Raw genomic sequence first — 20,783 nt, forward strand, 5'->3', positions numbered from 1 at the left:
GGTGTCATCGAAACGACGCCGGCGTCATCACGCCAACGCCGCACCGGTCAGCGCAGATCCCCGGAGAAGAAGCGCAGTTGCAGGACCGCGCTGAAGATCATGTTGGTCGTCTGCCGATTGTAGGCGCGATCGAAGTTGACCACATGACTGCCTGTCAGCGTGAAGGTGAGCAGTTCCGTCAGATCCGTGTTGGCATTGAGGTTCAGCGCACGTCGGCCATTGTTGGTCAGTACCGAGGGCGTGGTGAGCAGCAGGCTGCCGTCGCCCGTCGTGACCGTCGTACCGGTCACCACCGAGGTGTTTTCCTCGCTGTCATACGACACGTTGGCCCGCAGTTGTCCGTTGCGGGTGTTCCAGCTCTTGGGCAGCGGGAACGCACGGGCCAAGTTGAATGACAGGCGATCGGTCTCCCCGTTGATGATGGATCCGGGCCGCAGATCCTCGCGTGACTCCCGACTGCTGCGCGCCGTCGTGATGAGGTCACCGAGGAAAGACCAGGTCACGGAGGCGGAAAGCGGCTGTCGACGTGACGTGATGCGACTGCGATCGGCCAAGCCTCCCGTTTCATTCGGGATGGTGGTCTCCTGTTCGGTGATCGCGTATGCGCCATCCATGCTCAGCGCCGAAATGATCTTTCGCATGCGCTGCGGTCGCCAGTTCCATCGCAGGGAGTAGTCCGGGTAGACCATTTGCGAGCTGGTGATGATGGCCTGGAATCCATCCAGCGTGCGTCGGGTCCAGGTTTCGGTGGTGCCGTTTTCGATGCGCGTCTGGAATTGCAGCGACAGCGGCAGATTGAGCGAACCCACGGCTGTGGCGCGACGCATGCGTCCCGCGGTGGTGGCCAGGCGGGTGTCGTGTCCGCGGAACGCATCGATACTGCCGAGCCCGAACTGATATCCCCACCCAGGCACGTAGGCGGTGTTGTCGTAGTTGGACGTGAGGCTCTGCTGCCACTGCACATCAATGGGCGCGAGCATGTTGCCCAGTCGCCGCACCCAACTGGTGTCGCGGGTGCGTTGGTTGATGAGGCGACCCAGGTCGAGCGTGGTGCCGAGATTCAGTGAGTTGGCCGCGCCAAGGCGCTTGGGCAGGCGCAGCGCCCCGGTGCTGTCCCCTTCACGCAACAGCGTCCGGGCGTTGGGGTCCTTGTTCAGCGTGAACGAGCTGGTGAAATCGAAGCGCGGACGCAGCCACTGTGACATGGACGGCTGGATCCGGAACGCGGAGGTGAAGGATCGTTCGCGTTCCAGGCCGAGGTTGCTGCCGAGGAATCGCATGCGTTCCGCGTGTGCGACCTCTCCCCGATCGCTACTGTCCTGGTCGGCCAGACCGCGGCGATAGTCGCGCAGGTCGAGCAACTGGCGCGCGGTGAAATCTGCGCTGAGCCCGGGCGTCGGGCTGAAGGCCAGCACGGCAAGATTCTGCCAGGCATGCTGGAGCGCGTTCACCACTTCGCCCGTGTCGGTGGGCGATGCGGCGGCCTTGGTGAACGAGGTGGCCGAATGACTGGAGCGGGCCAGCGATGTATTGAGCCGGAATTGTGTGGGACTCCATCGCAGGCGTTGTTCGCGGAAGTTGACCACTGATGGTGATTCGCGAAGGCCCTTGGGCAAGAGATCCAGCATGCGCCCGACAAAACCCGGCAAACGGCTCTCGCGCCGCTCGCTCACCAGGGCGAGACCACCGCCCACCACGTAGCTGCTGTTACTCAGTTCCTGGAAGGTCGACTGCGAGGAGCCATTGGACCATGTCCCGTTGAGCGACAACCCGTTCACGAGTGGCGCGTACCATCCGGTGGCGAGTGGCGTGAGTCGTCGCAGCGCGAGCGAGTAATTCACGCGTCGATCGCTGGGATTGCGCACGCCGTTGATGGCATCCGCGCGCAGGTCGGTACGATTGACAAACAGTTGTTCGATGCCAGTGCCGGAATAGTCGACGCTGAACGGCAAGGCAATGCCCAGTCGCGCCGGCAGTGCCCGCTCGAGATGCAGCGTGGTGCCGACATTGACTGCATTCGATGTCAGGAACGTGGGCGTTTCGTTGAGTTGCCGGAAATTCGGATCTCGGCGACTCACATTGACGCGCACATCGGCCAGATCGCCCGCATTGAGATTGAGGCCGATCTCTCCGGCAAAACCGATGTCGTCGACCACGTCGCTCAACCGGATGTCATTCACCCAGAGTTCGAGCGTGTCGTTGTTCATGATGCCGGCACCACCACGTGCCACGCTGTCCACGCGTACGATGCCTACCGCCAGTTCCTGCACACCCGCCAGGTTGGGTGGCGTGACCGCAGGATCGGTGGTGTACACGATGTAGCCGTCCTGACACACAGCGTACCGCTGTCGCGCCCCGCCCATGGGCGTGCCGGACCGGCGGATCAGCTCCAGATCCACACCAGAGCACTGCAGCGAGTCGGCGCTGCTTTGCAGATAGGCCGTCTCGAGCTGCGCGCGCAGCATCTGGAAGCGCGTGAGATCCACCTGGATTTCCGGCAACCAGGTACTCTGGCCGCTGCCGGCATTCACGGGCGTGCGATACATGTAGAAGTTGTGCTCATCGCGGCCGATCTTCACATAGCCGTTGAGCTCTCCCTGCACCCCCCATCCATTGCCGCGACCACGCATCCACAGACGCAGCGATCGGTATCCCATGAAAGTCTTCGTGCCTTCGGGGAATCGCAGGAATGCTTCGGCACGATCGAATGGACGCAGTTGGCGACCGGGAACGCCGGCCTGGATGCGCAACGCCTGCTCGTTCACCTGCACCCGCGTATTCGCATAGCCCGACTGACGGTCTTCAGGTTCTTCGACCACACCCGGTGGAGGCGAGTAGGACAGCGTGCTGGAGGAGTCGAGTGTCCCGACCACACTGGCCACCACGTACCCACCCAATGCGGCGGTGGAATCACCGGCCATGCCGCTCAGCGGCTCGGTGGACCGCTTGAGCCACGGCGCGCCCACCAATCGGAAGCGTGCAAAGGCAATGCGCGTGAACTCGTCGTCGTTGGTGCCGGTGCTCGAGATCATCGTCATGCGCATGGCGCGCATCCGCCGCTCATTGGGGGCGTTGAGCTGTTCCGTGGGCGCCCGCCAATTGAGGCGCACCTGCACCCAGCACAGCGAATCGGATGTGATGCCCGCGCTGCTGGAGTCCCGTTGCTGAAAGCAGCGCCCCACACGCGTCCAGCTATTGCGATCGCTCAGGTCGACGACAAAGCGCTTGAGCTGTTCCTGATCGATGGCCGATGTGGGCATATTCAGTTGCCCGTCAAGATCGATATCTTCTTCGTCGAGGCGATTGTTGCGCACCGTGCAATTGGCTCGGCTATCGCCCAGGGTCTGCACCGTCTGCGCCGACTGCGAGCAGAGTGGCAGCTTGAATTGTGTGCTGATGACCGGCGCGCCGCTGGTCCGGTCCACGACCACAATGGTATCCGCGACATCACCCGCGAGCCCACGATCGTTCTCCACGGCATTGAAGGCGCGCGACAACGGATCTCGTTCGGAGTCGAGACGATCGAGTCCCACGATGCGCTTGCCACGATACGTGGAATCGGCCGGAAGCCCCGCTGCAGTGGGCGCATTCACGGTGAGCGTTTCCGGCGCAAACGTCACGGAGTTTTCGCTGATGTCACCGAAGTCGAACACCAGGGTGGGATTGCGCCGCACCTTGGCCGCTTCCGACTGCACCAGCACAAAGAACTCGATGTTTTCCGTCCGAGAGAGGTCCTGTCCACTCGGGTTGAGTACGGTGCGCACCGAACGCCACCGACGTCCGGACGGTGTGGGACCGAGCAAGCTGTTGTCACCAACCATCCAGGCATATCGGCGGGTGGCCGTTCCCGGGACGCGATCGAGAATTCCGCCGGTCTTGAGCGGATAGAGCGTCATCCACAGCAGTTGCTCCGCTTGTTGCACACCACTGCCCACGATGCGCACGGCCGGATCGATCTGCTGGATGGTGAACTGCGGGAAGTTGCCCGACTGATCGACGCCGTTGTTCTGATAGGCCATCGTCGCGGCGCGCGCGTTGGTGAATACCGACAGGCCGGTGCCGGCGAACGACGAACCCAGTGCAGGCAAGGAACTGAAGTACCAGGACGATTCGAACAATGGCACGCTGCGTTCGGCGTTGCCCTCGAAGCTCTCGATGTAGGCCTGCCCCGCCGCGTTGGGCCGAGGCTTGCTCATGGCAAATTCGGCTTGCAGTGAGACACGAGACGGCGAGGTGGTGCGCGCGAACGGGATGCGACCAATGGCATTGGTGAGCGCCGAGGCGTCCCATTGCAGGGCACTCGTCACACCGGCCACGAGAGAGCCAACCGGCTCGAATCCCAGCGGAGGGCGATTGAGATTCGACCGCTGCTGCTGGGAAATGGCAGTGAACGCGATCTGTCCCTTGTCGAGCTGCAGTTGCGACGCAAACCCGAGAATGGTCGTGGGCGCAGTGGTGAACAACGGATTCTCTTCATAGCGCACCGACACCTGCCGCGGACGCATGAAGAGCGTGTCGGGTCGCGTGAAGGTGATGATGCCGAGATCGTAGTCGATCTGATAGTCGATCTCGCGCTGCAGCATGCGGTCATCGAGCGCCACACGCTCCGAATTCTGGCGCACCTGAATGGTGCTGAGTCGAATGGACTGGGTGTCGCCCCCACCATCGGACTGGTAGCTCACCATGAGGCGATAGATCGCCTGCGGGCGTTGCTCGGAGTACAGATACTCGTTGGGATAGCGGTACAGCGTGTCATTGGCCGGATTGGCCATCGGCTGCGCGAGTCCGCCGCGCGCAAAGGGCTGCACGGAGGGGAATACGATGAAGTAGTCGGGGATCAGTTTCTGCTGTCCGCCGGAGCCGCTGAAGCTGGCGCGGAAGTTCGGATCGTTGGGGCGTGGCCAGACGCGGTTCTCCACATCGAACGCCGCCGCGTTGGTGGCCTGCGAGAGACCAAACAGCCGCAGATACGTTTCACCACGAGACACATCGATGGGCTTTTCCTGGTCTCCCGAGGTGCCCGTCACCAGCTTCACCCGCAGCGACTCACGCATCAGGTCTTCGCCGCCCAGACGATAGACCGACTTGATCTCGCGCAGGAAGTACGCCGGATTGGTGGGCTGCAGTTCGGGCTCCCACAGCAGGTTCGCGTACTGGGGGGCGTCGGTGTACTCGATATCGGGCGTGCCACCAGTGGCCGGATTCCGTCCCGGTCGACCATCCACATTGACCTCGTAGGCGATCGCCAGACGCTCGGTGTTCACACTGAGCGGGCGCACGAGGGCAATCCAGAGCATCGAGGGGTCGACGTAGTAGTCGACATTTTCGCGCAGCAATTCGTAGATCTGCCGCGACGGATTGCGAGCCCCACGCACGGAGAACTGGGGCCCCCGCGGGTTCTGGTTCGCGGCGCCGATGAGCTGCCGATACACGTAGAGGCGCACCGGGCGAATGGAGTCGGGCAGCGACGACGCGAGCTGCTGCATGCGTGGCCGATTCAGCAGATCGACATTGGGATAGCCGCCCAGTTGCCGCGGATCGACCGTGAAGAAAAACCGGCGCGTCTCGATCTGGATGTCTTCGATGACCCGCTCGACCTGTTGCTGCGTGCGGTCGCCGATGGTGAAGACGTTGTCCTTGGAGACGTTGCCCTTCTGCTGCGCAAAGATGGAGGTGAAGCGCATGGCGCCCACCTGCCCGATGGCCTGCACCCCGTAGTTGCCCGACGGAATGCCCGAGGTCAGGTACCGCGACGGAGGAGGCTGGAAGGTGACGTTGCCCACCTCCACGCGCTGCAGGAACTCTCCCGGCTTGCCTTCGTAGCGCGCCGACAGATTGTTGGAAGCGTCGAACTCCCGCTGGGAGTCATAGTCCACGTCCACAAAAAACCGATCGGCCACCACGCCGCCGGTCCGCACATTGAACTGGAAGTCGAACTCGGGCAGGAACGGCGACCCTCGGCAGCTATTGCCGGGGATCCCGAGCTGGGTGGACGTGCAGCGGTTGTTGCTGAGGCGCTGGACCTTGGACTCGAGACGGGCGTCGAGGGTGAGGTTCAGGTCCGAGAGTTCGCTGAGGACGTCCGCTGCCCGCTGGCCGACGTCCCGGTAGGGGGTGTCGACCGGGATGAGCGCCCCGGTCACGGCCACACCGGCGCCGGTGGTGACCACGATGGGTGCGGCCAGCAAGGCTGCGACATCGGGCGAGCCGGCCCGGAACCAGTCCCCGGGCAGGTGGACCGGGAGACTGCTGGGCAGATCGGTCGCCACTTCGGCTGACGGTCCGGCGGCCCCTGGGAGTGCGGTGCCCGGTCGACGGCCGAACGGCCCGACCCGCAGCGTCAGGCCATCGATGATCCGCTGGGCGGCCGGAGAGAGGGACTGCCGGCGCGGCCCTGGGGCGGTCGCAGTGTCCCGCCCCGTTCCCCGCGCCACGCCGGAGCGGTCCAATGGACGTTCCTGCGCCCCAAGCGCCAACGGCAATGCCCCAGGCAATGCCACTGCCAGCGCCCATCTCAGGAACAGCCTGCGCACCGAACTCCGATCGTGGGGTACCAGCGGCAGCCCGCGGCGCCGTGGTACGGTGTCCGAATTCCGGCGTCACGGATCCGACCAGGAATCGTGACGCCCTTGATAAAGCGGGTGGTCACCGGGGAATTTACGTCGTGAAGCTCCTTACCCGCTATGTCATCCGCGAGCACATCGGCCCGCTCGTCTTCGCCCTGTCGGCGCTGACGTCGCTCCTGATGCTGCAATATGTCGCGCGCCAACTGGCCAACCTTGCCGGCAAGGGTCTCCCTTGGTCGGCGATCGGCCAGTTCTTCGTCCTCTCGTTGCCATTCACCGTCGCCATGACATTGCCGATGGCGGTGCTGGTGGCAACCCTCTACGCGTTCGGTCGCATGGCCGCCGAACACGAGATCACCGCGTTCAAAGCCAGCGGCGTGCGTGTGCGCACGATGATGTTGCCGGTGCTGTTCTGCGCGCTGCTGCTTTCGCTGTTCATGGTGTGGTTCAATGATCAGGTGTTACCGGCCGCCAATCATCGCTTGAGCATGCTGCAGCGGGATATCGCGCGCACCAAGCCCACGCTGGCCTTGCGGGACCAGGCACTCAACGCGATCACCGATCAGTTCTTCATGCGTGTGGCGCGCACCGACGCCGAAACCAACCGCATGTACGATGTGGTGATCTACGACCTGAGCCGCGGTCAGGAGCGCAAGACGATTTATGCGGACAGTGGCGTGTTCGCGCCGGCACCGAACAACCGCGACCTGCAACTCACGTTGTACGACGGCTTCGCGCAGGAGTTCGTGCGTGGTGACCCACGGCAATTTCAGCGCAGCTATTTCCAGTCGCAGGTGATTCGACAAGCCGGCATGACGCAGGGCTTTGAAGCTTCGAACTCCGATGGCTACAAGGGCGATCGCGAAATGACCGTGTGCGAACTGCACCGGAAGTACATCGCCGATGCCGTGGAAGTGGAGCGGGTGCGCCTCGAATATGTGAGCAACGCCCAACAGCTCCGGAAGATGGGTGGTCCGGCGATCCGGTCGCCCAGACAGCGCCCACGCTCAGAGGTACTGGCCACGTTCTATTGTGAGCGTCTGGTGCCGGCACTGACGGGAGTGTTTCTGCCGAAGAAGGCCAAGGCCCAGCCGCCAGTGAAGGCCGATTCGCAGCCGCCGGTCAAACCGGACTCGCAGCCGGTACAACCGCCGGTGCAGCAGCCTGTGCAACCACCGGTACAGCAATCAGGACAGCCACCGGTCCAGCCACCGGTGGTTCCCCCCGTGATCGTCCCGCCGGGCACGGCCACGCCGATTCCGGCCACGCCGATTCAGCCGGCACCGGGGCTCACGGCGCAGCAGGACTCCCTGCTCCGCGCCTCGGGGGTCGATCCGAACGCGCTCCCGTCGAATCCTGCGGCAGCGCCGATCGACTCACTCCAGGTCTTTCAGGGTGCGGTGAATGCCAGCGGCACCCAGCTCGTCGCACAGCGTGAAGGGCTCGACAGCCTCGCGGTGGAGATCCACAAGAAGTTCGCCCTGTCGTTCGCCTGCCTGGTGTTTGTGCTCTTCGGCCCCCCCATCGCCCTGCGCTTCCCGCGCGGTGGTGTGGGTGTGACGATCGGCGTGAGCATCATCGTCTTTGGTCTCTACTATGTGTGCCTCATGGGTGGTGAAGCGCTGGCCGACAAGGGCCGCTTGCCGGCTTACGTCGCCATGTGGATCGCCAACGTCATCTTCACGCTGGTGGCGCTGGTGATGTTGTGGCGTGTGGAGTCCACCACGGACACGTCACGCGGTGGAGGCTTCCGGGATTGGCTGGCTGACCGCAAAGCCCGACGAAAGGCCCGGAACCAATCCCGCAAGACCACCACTGTGGGAGCCACTGCGTGAGCCGTCGCCTGATCACTCCGCTCGACCGATACATCGCGACCGAGTTCACCCGCATCTTTGGCGTGACGATCCTGGGATTTCCGGTCTTGGTATTTGTCATCGACCTGGTCGACAACCTGCGGAAGTACACCGAGCGCAAATTGCCCGCCAAGGCCGTCGCGCTCAGCTACTTTTACTGGATCCCCGACACGCTGTTCATGGTGCTGCCGGCGGCGGTGTTGTTTGCCACGGTCTTCTCCATCGGTACGTTCACGCGATACTCGGAGATCACGGCGGCCAAGGCGTCGGGGATCAGCTTCTACCGTTTCATCGCGCCGATTCTGGTGATGGCCACGCTGGCCCTGGGACTGGACCTCGCCTTCGGCGAGATCGCTCCGCCGGCCAACGCCATACGTCTCGACCTGCTCGAGGGCACGTCGTCGAGCCGAGCGAACGACCGCTACAACTTTGCATTCGCCAGTGATCGCGGACGCATCTATCGCATTTACACACTGAACGTGCGCGACAAGGCCGTCGACAACATCGAAATCGAAGCGCGCGGCTCCGACAAGAAGCCGGGCATGGTGGTTGCCGCGCGTCGTGCCAAGTGGAACGATGCGCGCCGTGACTGGCGTCTCGATTCGGGCGTGGTGCATATCATTCCCGACCGCACGCGCGACATTGCGTTCTCCTTCGATTCGTTGATCGACCGCGACTTTCACGAAACACCGGCCGAACTGCGTACGACGGAACGTGACCCCAGCGAGATGCGTTTTGCCGACCTGACGCGATTCATCACGGTGCTCGAACGCTCGGGCGCCGATGTGAACACGCTCAAGGTGGAGCGCATGCTCAAGATCGCCATTCCGGTGACCTGCCTCATCATCGCACTCTTTGGCGCTCCGCTGGCGACCAGCAGTCAGCGCGGTGGGGCGGCCTATGGCATTGCCGTCAGCCTGGCCACCACGGTGCTCTTCCTGTTGCTCATCCAGCTCACCAAAGCCATCGGTGGCAAGGGGATCGTGGAACCGGAGCTCGCCGCCTGGATACCCAACGCCGTTGTCGGACTGTTCGCGATCGTGTTGCTCTCTCGCGTCCGCACCTGACTTTATGAGTACTGGCACGGGTCTCGTGGCCCTCGCGTCCGGTAAGACCGCCGGCCTCCTGCACGCCTTCGGCCGCCGCGCGTACTTCGCACGCGACATCGCGCGCGGCCTGCGTGATCCGGGCACCTGGATCCCGGAAACGATCCGTCAGATGCAGCGCATCGGGGTCGAGTCGGTGCCTCTGACGGTCATTGTGGCGGCCTTCCTGGGCGGCGTCACGGCCTTCCAGACGCGCTATCAGCTCTTCCCTGGCGTACAACTGTCGGTGGTCGGACTCATCGCCCGACAGAGCATCGTGCTCGAACTCGGGCCCCTGCTGACGGCCCTCGTGCTCACGGGCCGTGTGGGTGCCCGCATGACGGCGGAGATCGGCACCATGCGGGTGACCGAACAGATCGATGCACTCGAAACGCTGGCCTTCGACCCGGTGGCGTATCTAGCGACGCCGCGTTTCATCGCTGGTGTGGTGATGCTGCCCACCTTGGTGATGCTCGCCAACGCCACGGCCATCTTCAGTGCCTGGGCCACGCTCGTCCTCGCCACCGATGTGCGCACATCGGACTTCCTCGGTGGCTTGCGACTGGCGTTCACGGCGTTCCAAGTCGTGTATTCCCTGATCAAGGCGACGTGCTTCGGTGCCGCCATAGCCTTCGTGTGTTCGTACGAAGGCTATGTGACCGAAGCTGGCGCCGAGGGCGTCGGCAAGTCGACGGCGCTGGCGGTGGTCATTGCGTCGGTCTCCATCCTGGTGCTCGACGCCATCGTGGCGGCGGTACTGGCTCCATTCATTCAGGCCTGATCTTTCTATACTCGTGCAGTCATGACTTCCAAACGACGTGATGAAGTACTGGTCGGTCTGCTGCTGCTGACAGCCATTGTCATCGGACTCGGCGGTACGATCTGGATTGCCCGCGGCGGCTTGTCGAAGGGCTATTCGATGTATGCCCGTTTCCCGTGGGGCGCTGGCCTCAAGCAGGGACAGCCGGTGCTGCTGGCCGGTGTGCAGGTGGGCTTTGTCGACGAAGTGAAGCTGATCCCCGATGGGACCATCACCGTGCGGCTGCAGGTGCAGAAGGAGCACCAGGTGCCGGCGGGCACCACGGCGTCAGTGAAGGCCAACGGCATCTTCGGCGATCAGTTGATTGCCCTGCAGCCGGTGCGTGGCGCACAGGGATACATGAGCGCCGGGGACACCATCCCGGTGGGTGCCGGATCGCCGACCACCGATCAGTTGCTCACCAAGGGCGACTCGATCGCGGCCAATGTGCAGGCCCTGACCGACGAAGCCCGGGCTCAGTTTGTGGCCGATGGTGGTGTGAAAGACATTCGGCGCACGGTGGCGGATCTGACCAAGCTGGTGGCACAGCTCAGCTCCGTGGCCGCTGCGCAGTCGGCGCAACTGACCAAGACGCAGGAGCAGTTGCGACGTACGCTGTCGAGCATCGATTCGGTGAAGGTCGACTCGAGCGTGAAGAATGTGCAGGCGATGACGGCGAGCTTCGAACAGCTCTCGCGGGAACTGCGGGAGACCAACACGAAAGTTCAGGGTGTGGTGGACAAGGTGTCCAACGGCGAGGGAACAGCGGGCAAGCTGATGAATGATCCGAAGCTGTATGCGCGGATGGATTCGCTGTTGGCGCACATCGATGCGCTGGTGTTGGATATCAACAAGAATCCTCGCAAGTACATCAATCTGAAGATTTTTTGATCGGGTGATCGGATGAAGGCGGGCGCGAAAGCGCCCGCCTTTTTTGTTTCTAGAGGTGAACAGGGGGAGAGTTGGAGAGGGAGCGGGGGGCAGGACGGCCGGTTTCGGCGGACTAGGGCGTGCGTTCGGAGAGTGATTGGCGTTGGTAGTGGGTGCGGAGGGCGTAGAGCATGCGGCGGAGCTGGCGGAGTTCGTCGAGGGCTTCGTCGCACGTGCCGAGTGAGGGGCACAGCCTGACGGCCAGCAGCAGGTGGGTCTCGACTTCGAAGTTCGAGGCGATGGCGATGGCCAGGTGTTTTGCGACCAGCCCCGGGGAGGGTTGGCCGACGCCTTCTGCGATGTTTGCGGGAATGGATGCAACCGCGCGCCTGAGCTGTGCGGACAGCCCGGGGGCACTCCGCCCGGGAATGCCCCGCGCCACTCGGTGCAACTCCACCGCCAGGTCCATCGACCGCCGCCAGACCTCGAGATTCGCCGGATTCTGCATGGCCCCGAATCTGGCTTCAACGCCACCACCCACTGTCACCAAATCATTCCCCGTTGGTGCATTTCCCTGCTCCCCGCCCCCTCTCCAACTCCCCCCTGTTCACCTCCAGAAACAAAAACGGGGCGGCGCCAAAGGCGCCGCCCCGTCATCCCTACTCAATCAGAACGCATACCGCAGCGTCAACTGGATCTGGTAGTTGTTGCTCGCCGTGTTCGGGTTCGCCGCAAACGGCCCCGTGATCGGCGCCGTCGCGGAACCGACCATGGCCTGCCGGACCGTCGCATTGAGCGTGTAGTTCGGCATGCTGCTCTCCAGCGTGCCCGCCGTGCGGCCCGACTGGTTGAACAACTGCTGGTTGTTGAACGTCGACTGCACCGGGAACTTCACGCGGCCCCAGTTCTTGTTGACCAGGTTGGCGAAGTTGAAGATGTCGAGCTGCATCGTGAGACGCTGACCGGCGACTTCCGGGATCGTCTGACGAATGCTCACATCCATACGCTGCTGGAGCGGTCCCTGGCAACTGTTGCGCTTCATGATCTGGCCGCGCTGCTTGTCGAGGCAGGACTGCGACTTGATGAAGTCTTCGAGGATCTGGCCTTCCGCAGCCGATACCGCGAATGCCGCACCGGTGCCGGTGCCGACGCGCACTTCGTTCGGATCCCGGCCGTCACGCGGCACGTAGATCGGATCGTTGCCCGCAAAGCCGTCGCCGTTGATGTCCGCGTTCACCACGTACACGTACGGCGCGCCCGACATGGCTTCGTAGAAGAACGTGACGTCCGTCTGGTTGGTCTTCCACGGCGCCGTGTACGTACCGTACACGATGGCACGGTGCGGGCGCTGGAAGTTCGACGTCGAGACGTCGTCCGGCGCATACTCGAGGCCCGAGTACTGACGGCCATTGCGCCAGTTGGAGATCGCACGGTCAGACGTCAGCGACTGCACGTCCTTGGCCTGCGTGTACGTGTACGCCGCCGTGGCTTCGAAGCTGGCGGCGAAACGCTTCCGCAGTTGGCCGGTCAGGTTGTAGTTGTAACCACCCTTGGAATTCGTCAGCTGGATCACGCCTTCCGTGACGTTCACAGACGGGGTGCCGTACGCCGTGAGGTACTTCTGGTTGTTGTTGTTGACCGTGCCGGTGGTCGTGATCGAGTCGGCATACATCACGCGGCCGTTGCGATCGGTGCGCGTGGCCCCGTTCAACGTGGCCGGTCCCTTCAGATTGAGGTCACGCACGTAGAGGCCGTGGATGTCGCGGCGATACAGGCCTTCGAACGTGGCCACTACACCCCACGGCAGCTTGCGATCGAAGCCCACCGACGTGGTGAAGTTCTGCGGATACTTGAAATCCGGATCGTTCACGTTGAGACCCACGCTGCCGGCGAGGCCGGGCGTCGGGGCCGCCTGACCGGCGCAGGACTTCGGCATGGCCGACACATCCGTCGTGAAGGCCGGCGTCTGCGCACCCGAGCACGTCACCGTCACGCCGCCGAGACCGGTGTTGGCGTAGGCATTGCCGATCAGGATGAACGGCGCCTGCGCCGTGTAGATGCCCACGTTACCACGCAACTGCGTCGTCTGGTCGCCATTCACGTCCCAGTTGAAGCCGATGCGCGGCGAGAACAGGAAGGCCGCCTTGGGCGCATAGTCCGTACGGATGTTCGCCGCACGGGCCGTGATCAGAGCATTCTGCTTCGGCGCTTCCAGGAAGTCCGGGCGATCGACACGCACACCGGCCGTGACCGAGAAATTGCGCGTGACATTCCAGAGATCCTGCACGTAGGCCGACAACTGCCGCACGTTGAACTCGGCGGCGATATCGCCACCGTTCGCGTACGAGAACGCGTAGCTCGACGGCGTGCCCGCGCGCAGCGCGGCGATGTTCGGGAACGAGTAGGCACCGTAAGCGGCGCCAGACAGGAAGTAGTTGTAGACGAACGTCTGCTCGAACCGGCCGCCGAACGTCAGGTTGTGCGCACCCAGCGGCACCGAGAAGTTGTCGGACACTTCGAAGATGCGCTGCTTGAGATCGTTGCCCGGCGAGAAGCGCTCGGTGCCGAACGTGACGGCCAGCCCCTGCACCGCCAGCGAGATTTCCGGCGCCTGCACCGGCATGTTCACGCGCTGGTCACGGATCGTATTGAAGCCGACCAGCAACTCGTTGGACGCGCCGCTGTTGAAGTTCGTGAACAACTGACCAACGAAGGAGCGATTCTTGTTCTGACGCGTGAACGAATTCGACGTCAGGCGGATACCAGCGCTCTGGTTGCCGGCGCCGTTGGCGTTGAGCGTGCCCGTGTTGCGGCTGAACTCATCCTGCTCGGCGGTGTTGTCGAGCACGCGGAACGTCGCGCGGTTGGAGCCGTTGATGCTCCAGTCGAGGCGCCCAAAGAGATTCGTGAGCGGATTGCCGCGGCTGAACGCGCCTTCCGAACCCACGTCGAAACGGCTGGCCATGATCGAGCGGATGGCGGCGATCGAGTCGACCGACACCTGACCGACCATGTTGGTCGCGGCATTGAACGCCGGGCCCGACGTCGGATCGGTGCGATCCTGGAATTCGGGAGCGATGAAGAAGTGCAGCTTGTCCTTGATGATCGGGCCGCCGAGGGTGAAGCCGTAGTTCTTGTAGTTGAAGCCCGACTGACGGATCTGATCGACGTTGGCCGCCATGCGCGGGTTGCGGTACGTGTACGTCGCGCCGCCCGTCCAGGTGTTGGTGCCGTTCCGCGTGACCGCGTTGACGAGCATGCCGCCGAAGTTGCCGTAGCGCACGTCGGTGGGGCTCATGAGCACCTGGAATTCCTTCACCGCGTCGACCGACATGATACGGCCACCCGTCGCGCCGCCAGGCTGACCACCCGACGAGCCGAGGTTGAAGCGGTCGTTCTGGTTCGCACCGTCAACCGTGAAGTTGTTCAGGCGGTTGTAAGCACCACCGGCCGATGCGCCACCGTCGCGGGAGTTCACCTGCGGCGTGAGCTTCACCATTTCGGTGAAATCGCGCTGCAGTGACGGCACGCGGCGCAGCAGGGTATCAGCTACTACCGTGGCCACACCCTGACGGGTGGGCGAGAAGTCTGCGCCATTCGTCACGGCCGTCGTGGTGACGGTCTGCAGCTGCGTGGCGGTCTCGGACAGTTCAAAATCGATACGCGTCGCGGAGTTCAGCGTGACGCGCACACCTTCGCGGGTCTGCGGCGCATAGCCCAGCAGGCGCGCGGTGACACGGTACACGCCCACTTCGAGCCCCTGCACGAAGTAGCGACCATTGGTACGAGTAATGATGCCAGCCCTGAACCCCGTGGCGGCATTCACGATTTCGATCTGAACGTTCTCGAGCGGAGTATCACCGGTTTTGGTCACGGTGCCGGTGATGGCTCCGGACGTCAGGCCCTGAGCGTCGAGCGTCCGTGTGGCTCCGGAGAGGAGAGCCACGACGACGGCGGCGACACTGAGCCAACGCTGCATGCGCATAGTTGTTGGTCCGATGTGGAGAGGTACACGCCGCTCCTGACCGTCATCCCGGAAGGCTGACTCGACAGAAGCGGCTGCGCGAGAAAGCTAGGTCGGCCTATTCGAACCTTCAAGAAAACCGTGTAACTGAACGGTCACGCCCCCGGGCTGCGTCGCCGTCCCACCGTCAGGAAATACACGGGAATGCCGAGCAGAATGACGCCGAATACGCCCAAAGTCCCCCATCGCTGTGCGGGATCCATCAGGGCATTCACCAGCAGAAACAGCGTCGCGAGACAGAACAGGGCTGGCACAAACGGATACAGCGGTGTCTTCACCGGAGGGTTCCAGTCCGGGCGCTGGCGCAGCTTGAACACGGCCCCGATGCTGAGCACATAGAACACCAATGATGCGGTCACAAAGATGTCCGCGAGCTGCTCGAAGGTTCGCAACAGAACAAATGCGATGCCCAGTGAACCGGTCATGAGAATGGCCACGTACGGCGTCTTGAACTTGGGGTGCACCGCCGCGACCTGCCGGAAAAACAGCCCGTCGTCGGCCAGAGCGAAGAAAATGCGGGGGCCAGTGAGCAACGAGCCGTTCACCGAGCCAAACGTCGACAGGAGCACCGTCAACGACACCAGCGTGACGCCGATCGGTCCGACCAGGCGCAGCGCCACGTCGGCGGCGACCAGCCGCGCGCCACGGATCTCATCGACCGACAACACCGAGAGATAGGCGAGATTGGCCAACAGATAGATGGCGATGATGCTGAGCGTGCCCAGGACGATCGCGCGTGGCAGCGTGCGCCGCGGATCGGAGACTTCGCCGGCCACCTTGGAGAGATCCCCCCACCCATCGAAGGCCCACAGCACGGACACCAGGGCGAGCCCGAACGCCGATACGGAGAAACTCCCCGGCGGCGCGGCGGGCGTGAAATGGCCTCCGGTTTTTGGCAGTCCGATGGCAAAGGCCAGCAGCACGATGATGAGGAGGCCACCGTACTTGGCGACGGTGGTGATGTTCTGCACCAGGGCGCCCCACCGCAGACCGATGACATTGATGATCGCCATCAATCCCAGTGCGCCGGCCGCGAGATAGTGCGCGTAGCTGTCATACGGAGCGATCGACGGGTCATAGCCCAGCCCGCGGATGAAGTACTCGCCAAAGGTCAGCGAGATACCACCCAACGCCGCGGCACGGATCAGCGTGAGCTCGGACCATCCATACAAGAAGGCGGGCAGTCGTCCCCAGGCTTCGCGGATATAGACGAAGTAGCCACCCGTGCGCGGCAGCGCGCCGGCCAGTTCGGCCAGGGTCAGTGCGCCGCAGAGCGCGAACAGACCGCCGGTGGCCCACACCGCCAACAGCGGCAGTGGGCCGGGCAACTTGTCGGCGATACCGGCCGGTGACCGAAAGATGCCGGAGCCGATGGTCGTGCCGACCAGAACGGCGATGGCGCTCCACAGCCCGAGCTGGCGCGGGAGTTCGGCGGGAGAGGACGAGGCGTCGGAACCCGACTCGGCTCCGGTGGCGCGACTGCTTGAGGAGGAGGAGGCCATAGGTCGCTATGGTAGTGCACGGAACGCCTCGGCGGAACGCTTTGCAGAGGGGTGCTTCGCACTGGTCGACCGTCTACCTTTCCCGGGATATGTCTTCCGTCGCTTCCTGGACGCTGCCCCCTGGGGTCAGTGCCGCCCTGTTTTGGCTGTTCGTCGCGGCCTGCGTGATCGCCCAACTGTTCATTCTGCGGGCGGTCCTGCGGACGTTGCAGACCACGCCAGCCTCGAGCTCCGTGCCGGCTCCCCGCCGCGCCGCCGAGATTTTCTGGGCCATCATCCCGGTATTCGGTCTGATCGCCGCTTTCTGGGGCGCCTGGCGCGCCCTGCCCTGATACGGTCCCATCGTCATGTCTTCCGCTTCCACTCTGGCGCCGGCGTCGGTGCGCCGCGCGGCCTATGCTGCCTTCATCGTTTCGCTGATCCACATCGTTTTTGGCGCGATCGTTCGCATTACCGGCTCCGGTATGGGCTGCGGTGACAACTGGCCGAAGTGTTATGGCCATTGGATACCGCCGTTCGAACGCATCGACCTCATCATCGAGGTGACCCATCGCTATCTGGCGCTGGCGCTGCTGCTCAGCATCGCCGCCTTGGTGATCACGGCCTGGCAGCATCGGTCGCATGTCGCGATTGCCGGCCGCGGCGGCGTGGGGAACGCGGCCCGCCTGTCGGTGCTGCTCTGGATCGCGCCCGCCCTCTTTGGCGCCGTGACCGTGTTTGCCGGGAACCCGCCCTGGGCAACCGTGGTGCACAAGCTGCTCGCGACATCGCTGCTGGCCGTGTTGGCCGTGGCTGCGGTGCGCGCCGGTGGACTGGGTGGCGACAGCATTCGTTCGGCCACCGGCACGGCCAAGGCGATCGGCGGCACCACGGCCGCTGCGGGCCTGGCGCTGGTCGTGGTCCTGCTCGGCGGTCTGACGGCCAAGCTGCCCGGCGCGGCGGTGGCGTGCGTGGGCTTCCCCCTGTGCGGAGAAGGTTCGCTGGGTGGCGGTGGCCAACATGTGCAACTCACCCACCGCATCCTGGCCTACCTGCTTGTGCTGCATCTGATCTCGCTGCCCATGATCTTCCGCAAGCGCGGTGAACCCAAGGCGGTCATCACGGCCGCATGGTTTGCGCTGGCGTTGGGTGTGCTGCAGATCGTCTGGGCCGGCTGGATGGTGACCGGTGGATTCCCGGCCGTGGTGCGGTCGCTGCATCAGGCGACGGGCATGTTCATCTGGGCGACAACCTTCGTGATGGCCTATCTCGCCCGCATTGCTGCAGGCCGTTCGGTGATCGCCTCGAAGGGCGTGATTGCTCCGGGCACCACGTCGCGGGCCTCGTGAGCAACATGGCCGCGAACGAACACCAGCCTCGCGCCGACGCGGCGGACGTCAAGCCGACAACGCTCTCGCGGGACCTGGTGTCGCTCACCAAGCCGCGCATCATCTCGCTGCTGTTGGTGACCACCGTGATGCCCATGTACGCGGCCGGATCGCCGACGTGGATCACCGTGCTACTGGTGATGGTGGGCGGATACCTGATGGCCGGTGGTGCGAACGCGGTCAACATGTATCTCGACCGCGATATCGACGACGTCATGGCGCGTACCCGCCTGCGCCCGATTCCGAGCGGCCGCATGGCGCCGATTCAGGTGTTGGCGTTCGGCGTGGCCTGCGCCACGCTGGCCACCTGGATGCTGGCCTACTTCGTGAACGTGCTCACGGGCATGCTCGCGCTGGCCGGCTTCTACTTCTACGTGTTCATCTACACCCGCTGGCTCAAGCGCTCCTCACCACAGAACATCGTGATCGGTGGTGCCGCCGGCGCATTTCCACCGCTCGTGGGTTGGGCCGCCGTCACCGGTACGCTCGATGTGACCGCGCTGCTGCTGTTCCTCATCGTGTTCTACTGGACTCCGCCGCACTTCTGGGCGCTCGCGCTGCTCAAGCAGGTCGACTACGGCCGTGCGCGGGTGCCGATGGCGCCACTGGTGTGGGGTGAGCGCGAGACGATGCACCAGATGGTGTGGTACACCATCATCCTGCTCGCGCTGACGCTGCTGCCCGTGTTGTACGGGGCCTTTGGACTGTTCTACGCCCTGTCGGCGATCGTGCTCGGTGCGCTGCTCATGGGCGGCGTGTGGCGTGTCCTGCAGGCCGCACGCCAGGGCGCCCCGTGGACCGGTCCGGCGTGGTGGGTCTACAAGTACTCGCTGCTCTACCTCGCACTGCTCTTTCTCGCGATGGCGATCGACCGGGCCATCACCCGGTGAGTTCTGCCACCCCAAGTCGCCGCGGCTTCATCTCGCCGCGGCCGCTGGCGCGCATGGGGCCTCTGCTGCGCCCCTACGCCAGCCGGCTGGCCATCGCCTTTGTCTTCCTGCTGATCGCTGCCGCCGCGGGGCTCGTGTTCCCGGCGGTGCTGCGCTATCTGCTCGATGCGGCGTTTGAGCAGGGTGACCGTGGTGCGCTCGATCGTATCGCGCTGGGCCTGTTGGGTGTGTTCGCGGTGCAGGGCATCGCCAACTACATCCAGGTCCGTCTGCTGTCGTCGAGCACGGAACGCATCATTGCTACACTGCGTGAACAGACGTTTGCGCACCTCATCCGGTTGTCGGCGGCCTTTTTCACCGAACGACGCACCGGCGAGTTGACCAGCCGTCTCAGCAGCGATCTTGCCCTGTTGCAATCGTTGCTGGGCACGTGGTTGTCGGAGTTCTCGCGCCAGATCCTGTTCCTGCTGGGCGGCGTGCTGATGATGGTGTTCACCAATCCGCTGCTCGCCCTCACGACCCTGGCGGTGGTCCCGCTGGTGGTGGGCGCAGCGCTCACGTTTGGCCGAGCGCTGCGGCGTGCCAGTACTGGCGTGCAGGATCGTGTGGCAGAAGCGATGGGCATGGCCGATGAAGCATTCGGCGCCATTCGCACGGTGCAGAGCTTCACGCGCGAAGGGGAAGAAACCCGTCGGTTCCGGGGTCTGTTGCAGGATCTGGTGACCGTGGCCGTGCAGCGGGCCCGTACCCGTGCCCTGTTTTTCAGTGTGGTCGGGTTCGTGGCCTTCGGTTCCGTGGCCGCCGTGTTGTGGCAGGGTGGTGTGCAGGTGTTGGCGGGTCAGCTTACGGCTGGCGCGCTCGTCGCGTTTCTGTTCTATGCGCTGTTCGTGGCCGCGGCCGTGGGTTCGATCGCCACGTTGTTTGGCCACTTCCAGGAAGCCATCGGCGCGGCCACACGCGTGTTCGAACTGCTCGACACCGAACCGTCGGTGCAAGAAGCAGCCACCACAACACACCTGACCTCACCGGTACAGGGCGCGGTGTCGCTCGAGGCGGTGTCGTTCCGCTATGCCGATGGACAGCCCAACGTGCTGCACGAGGTGTCGCTCACGGTGGCACCGGGAGAAGTGGTCGCGCTGGGCGGCCGCTCGGGCAGTGGCAAGACCACCATTGCCTCGCTGATCCCGCGATTCTGGGATGTCACGGAAGGCCGCATCACACTCGATGGGGTGGATGTGCGCGCCCTGCCGCTGCAGGCCCTCCGCGAAGCGATCGGTATGGTGCCGCAGGAGTCGGTGCTGTTCAGCGGCAGCATTCGGGAGAACATCGCCTACGCCAACCCCGATGCCACCGATGAAGACGTGATGCGCGCGGCACGCGCGGCGCATGCCTGCGAATTCATCGAGCGCCTTCCCGATGGGTGGGACACCCGTGTGGGTGAGCGCGGCGTGAAGCTCTCCGGTGGCCAGCGTCAGCGTATCGCGATCGCACGGGTGTTCCTCAAGAACCCCGCCATCGTGATTCTCGATGAAGCCACATCGAGCCTCGACACGGAGAGCGAGCGATACGTGGAGCAGGCTCTCGAGGAGCTGCTACAGGGCCGCTCGACACTGATCATTGCACACCGATTGAGCACCGTGCGCCGCGCCGATCGAGTGGTGGTGATCGACCGGGGTCGGGTGGTGGAAACGGGCAGCCACGACGAGTTGCTGACACGCGAAGACGGTATCTACGCTCGGCTCTATCAGATCGGGTGAGCGGATGGCGGCGGGTGCCAAAGGCACCCGCCGCTTTTGTTTCTAGAGGACACAGGGAGGAGTTGGAAAG

At 64.0% G+C, this 20,783-nt stretch carries 12 protein-coding genes; 8 read left to right on the top strand and 4 right to left on the bottom strand.

Going from position 1 to position 20,783, the window contains the following annotated elements; genetic code table 11:
* Positions 1-47: 47 nt before the first annotated feature.
* Positions 48-6,533, bottom strand: coding sequence for a cell surface protein SprA (gene sprA, locus GAU_RS13220; RefSeq protein WP_169307682.1), 6,486 nt, complete (start codon positions 6,531-6,533; stop codon positions 48-50).
* A gap of 131 nt (positions 6,534-6,664) precedes the next feature.
* Between sprA and GAU_RS13225 the strand changes: the two genes are divergently transcribed.
* From GAU_RS13225 to GAU_RS13240, 4 genes are read left to right on the top strand one after another with little or no spacing between them, the layout of a single operon-like run.
* Positions 6,665-8,401: an LptF/LptG family permease gene (locus tag GAU_RS13225; RefSeq protein ID WP_015894383.1), complete on the top strand. Its 1,737-nt coding sequence runs from the start codon at positions 6,665-6,667 to the stop codon at positions 8,399-8,401.
* Positions 8,398-9,486, top strand: coding sequence for an LptF/LptG family permease (locus GAU_RS13230; protein WP_015894384.1), 1,089 nt, complete (start codon positions 8,398-8,400; stop codon positions 9,484-9,486). Before GAU_RS13225 ends, GAU_RS13230 begins: the two co-directional genes overlap by 4 nt.
* Before the next feature lie 4 nt (positions 9,487-9,490).
* On the top strand, positions 9,491-10,285 hold the full coding sequence (locus GAU_RS13235) for an MlaE family ABC transporter permease (RefSeq protein ID WP_015894385.1): 795 nt from the start codon (positions 9,491-9,493) through the stop codon (positions 10,283-10,285).
* Positions 10,286-10,306: 21 nt separating this feature from the next.
* The gene (locus GAU_RS13240; protein ID WP_015894386.1) at positions 10,307-11,194 is read left to right on the top strand and encodes an MlaD family protein; all 888 of its coding nucleotides are present in this window, start codon (positions 10,307-10,309) and stop codon (positions 11,192-11,194) included.
* Between the two features lie 112 nt (positions 11,195-11,306).
* Here GAU_RS13240 and GAU_RS13245 read toward each other — a convergent pair whose 3' ends face one another.
* From GAU_RS13245 to GAU_RS13255, 3 genes are all read right to left on the bottom strand, one after another.
* A complete protein-coding gene (locus GAU_RS13245) occupies positions 11,307-11,681 on the bottom strand; it encodes a four helix bundle protein (protein ID WP_041265528.1) in 375 nt (124 codons plus the stop codon).
* A 159-nt stretch (positions 11,682-11,840) separates the two neighbouring features.
* The gene (locus tag GAU_RS13250) at positions 11,841-15,158 is read right to left on the bottom strand and encodes a TonB-dependent receptor (RefSeq protein WP_015894388.1); all 3,318 of its coding nucleotides are present in this window, start codon (positions 15,156-15,158) and stop codon (positions 11,841-11,843) included.
* Positions 15,159-15,292: 134 nt separating this feature from the next.
* Positions 15,293-16,699 (bottom strand): amino acid permease, encoded by a 1,407-nt coding sequence (locus GAU_RS13255; RefSeq protein WP_015894389.1) that lies wholly within the window; start codon positions 16,697-16,699, stop codon positions 15,293-15,295.
* Between the two features lie 89 nt (positions 16,700-16,788).
* Between GAU_RS13255 and GAU_RS13260 the strand changes: the two genes are divergently transcribed.
* The 4 genes from GAU_RS13260 to GAU_RS13275 are packed head-to-tail and all read left to right on the top strand — an operon-like array spanning position 16,789 to position 20,713.
* Positions 16,789-17,031: a hypothetical protein gene (locus tag GAU_RS13260; protein WP_015894390.1), complete on the top strand. Its 243-nt coding sequence runs from the start codon at positions 16,789-16,791 to the stop codon at positions 17,029-17,031.
* Positions 17,032-17,046: 15 nt separating this feature from the next.
* Complete coding sequence (locus GAU_RS21030) at positions 17,047-18,027, top strand: COX15/CtaA family protein (protein ID WP_015894391.1); 981 nt, start codon at positions 17,047-17,049, stop codon at positions 18,025-18,027.
* Positions 18,028-18,032: 5 nt separating this feature from the next.
* On the top strand, positions 18,033-18,956 hold the full coding sequence (locus tag GAU_RS13270) for a heme o synthase (RefSeq protein WP_015894392.1): 924 nt from the start codon (positions 18,033-18,035) through the stop codon (positions 18,954-18,956).
* Positions 18,953-20,713, top strand: a complete 1,761-nt coding sequence (locus GAU_RS13275) for an ABC transporter ATP-binding protein (protein ID WP_015894393.1) — start codon at positions 18,953-18,955, stop codon at positions 20,711-20,713. The genes GAU_RS13270 and GAU_RS13275 overlap by 4 nt, the downstream gene beginning before the upstream one ends.
* Positions 20,714-20,783: the final 70 nt, after the last annotated feature.

It is taken from the genome of Gemmatimonas aurantiaca T-27 (assembly GCF_000010305.1).
GTDB classification, from domain to species: domain Bacteria; phylum Gemmatimonadota; class Gemmatimonadetes; order Gemmatimonadales; family Gemmatimonadaceae; genus Gemmatimonas; species Gemmatimonas aurantiaca.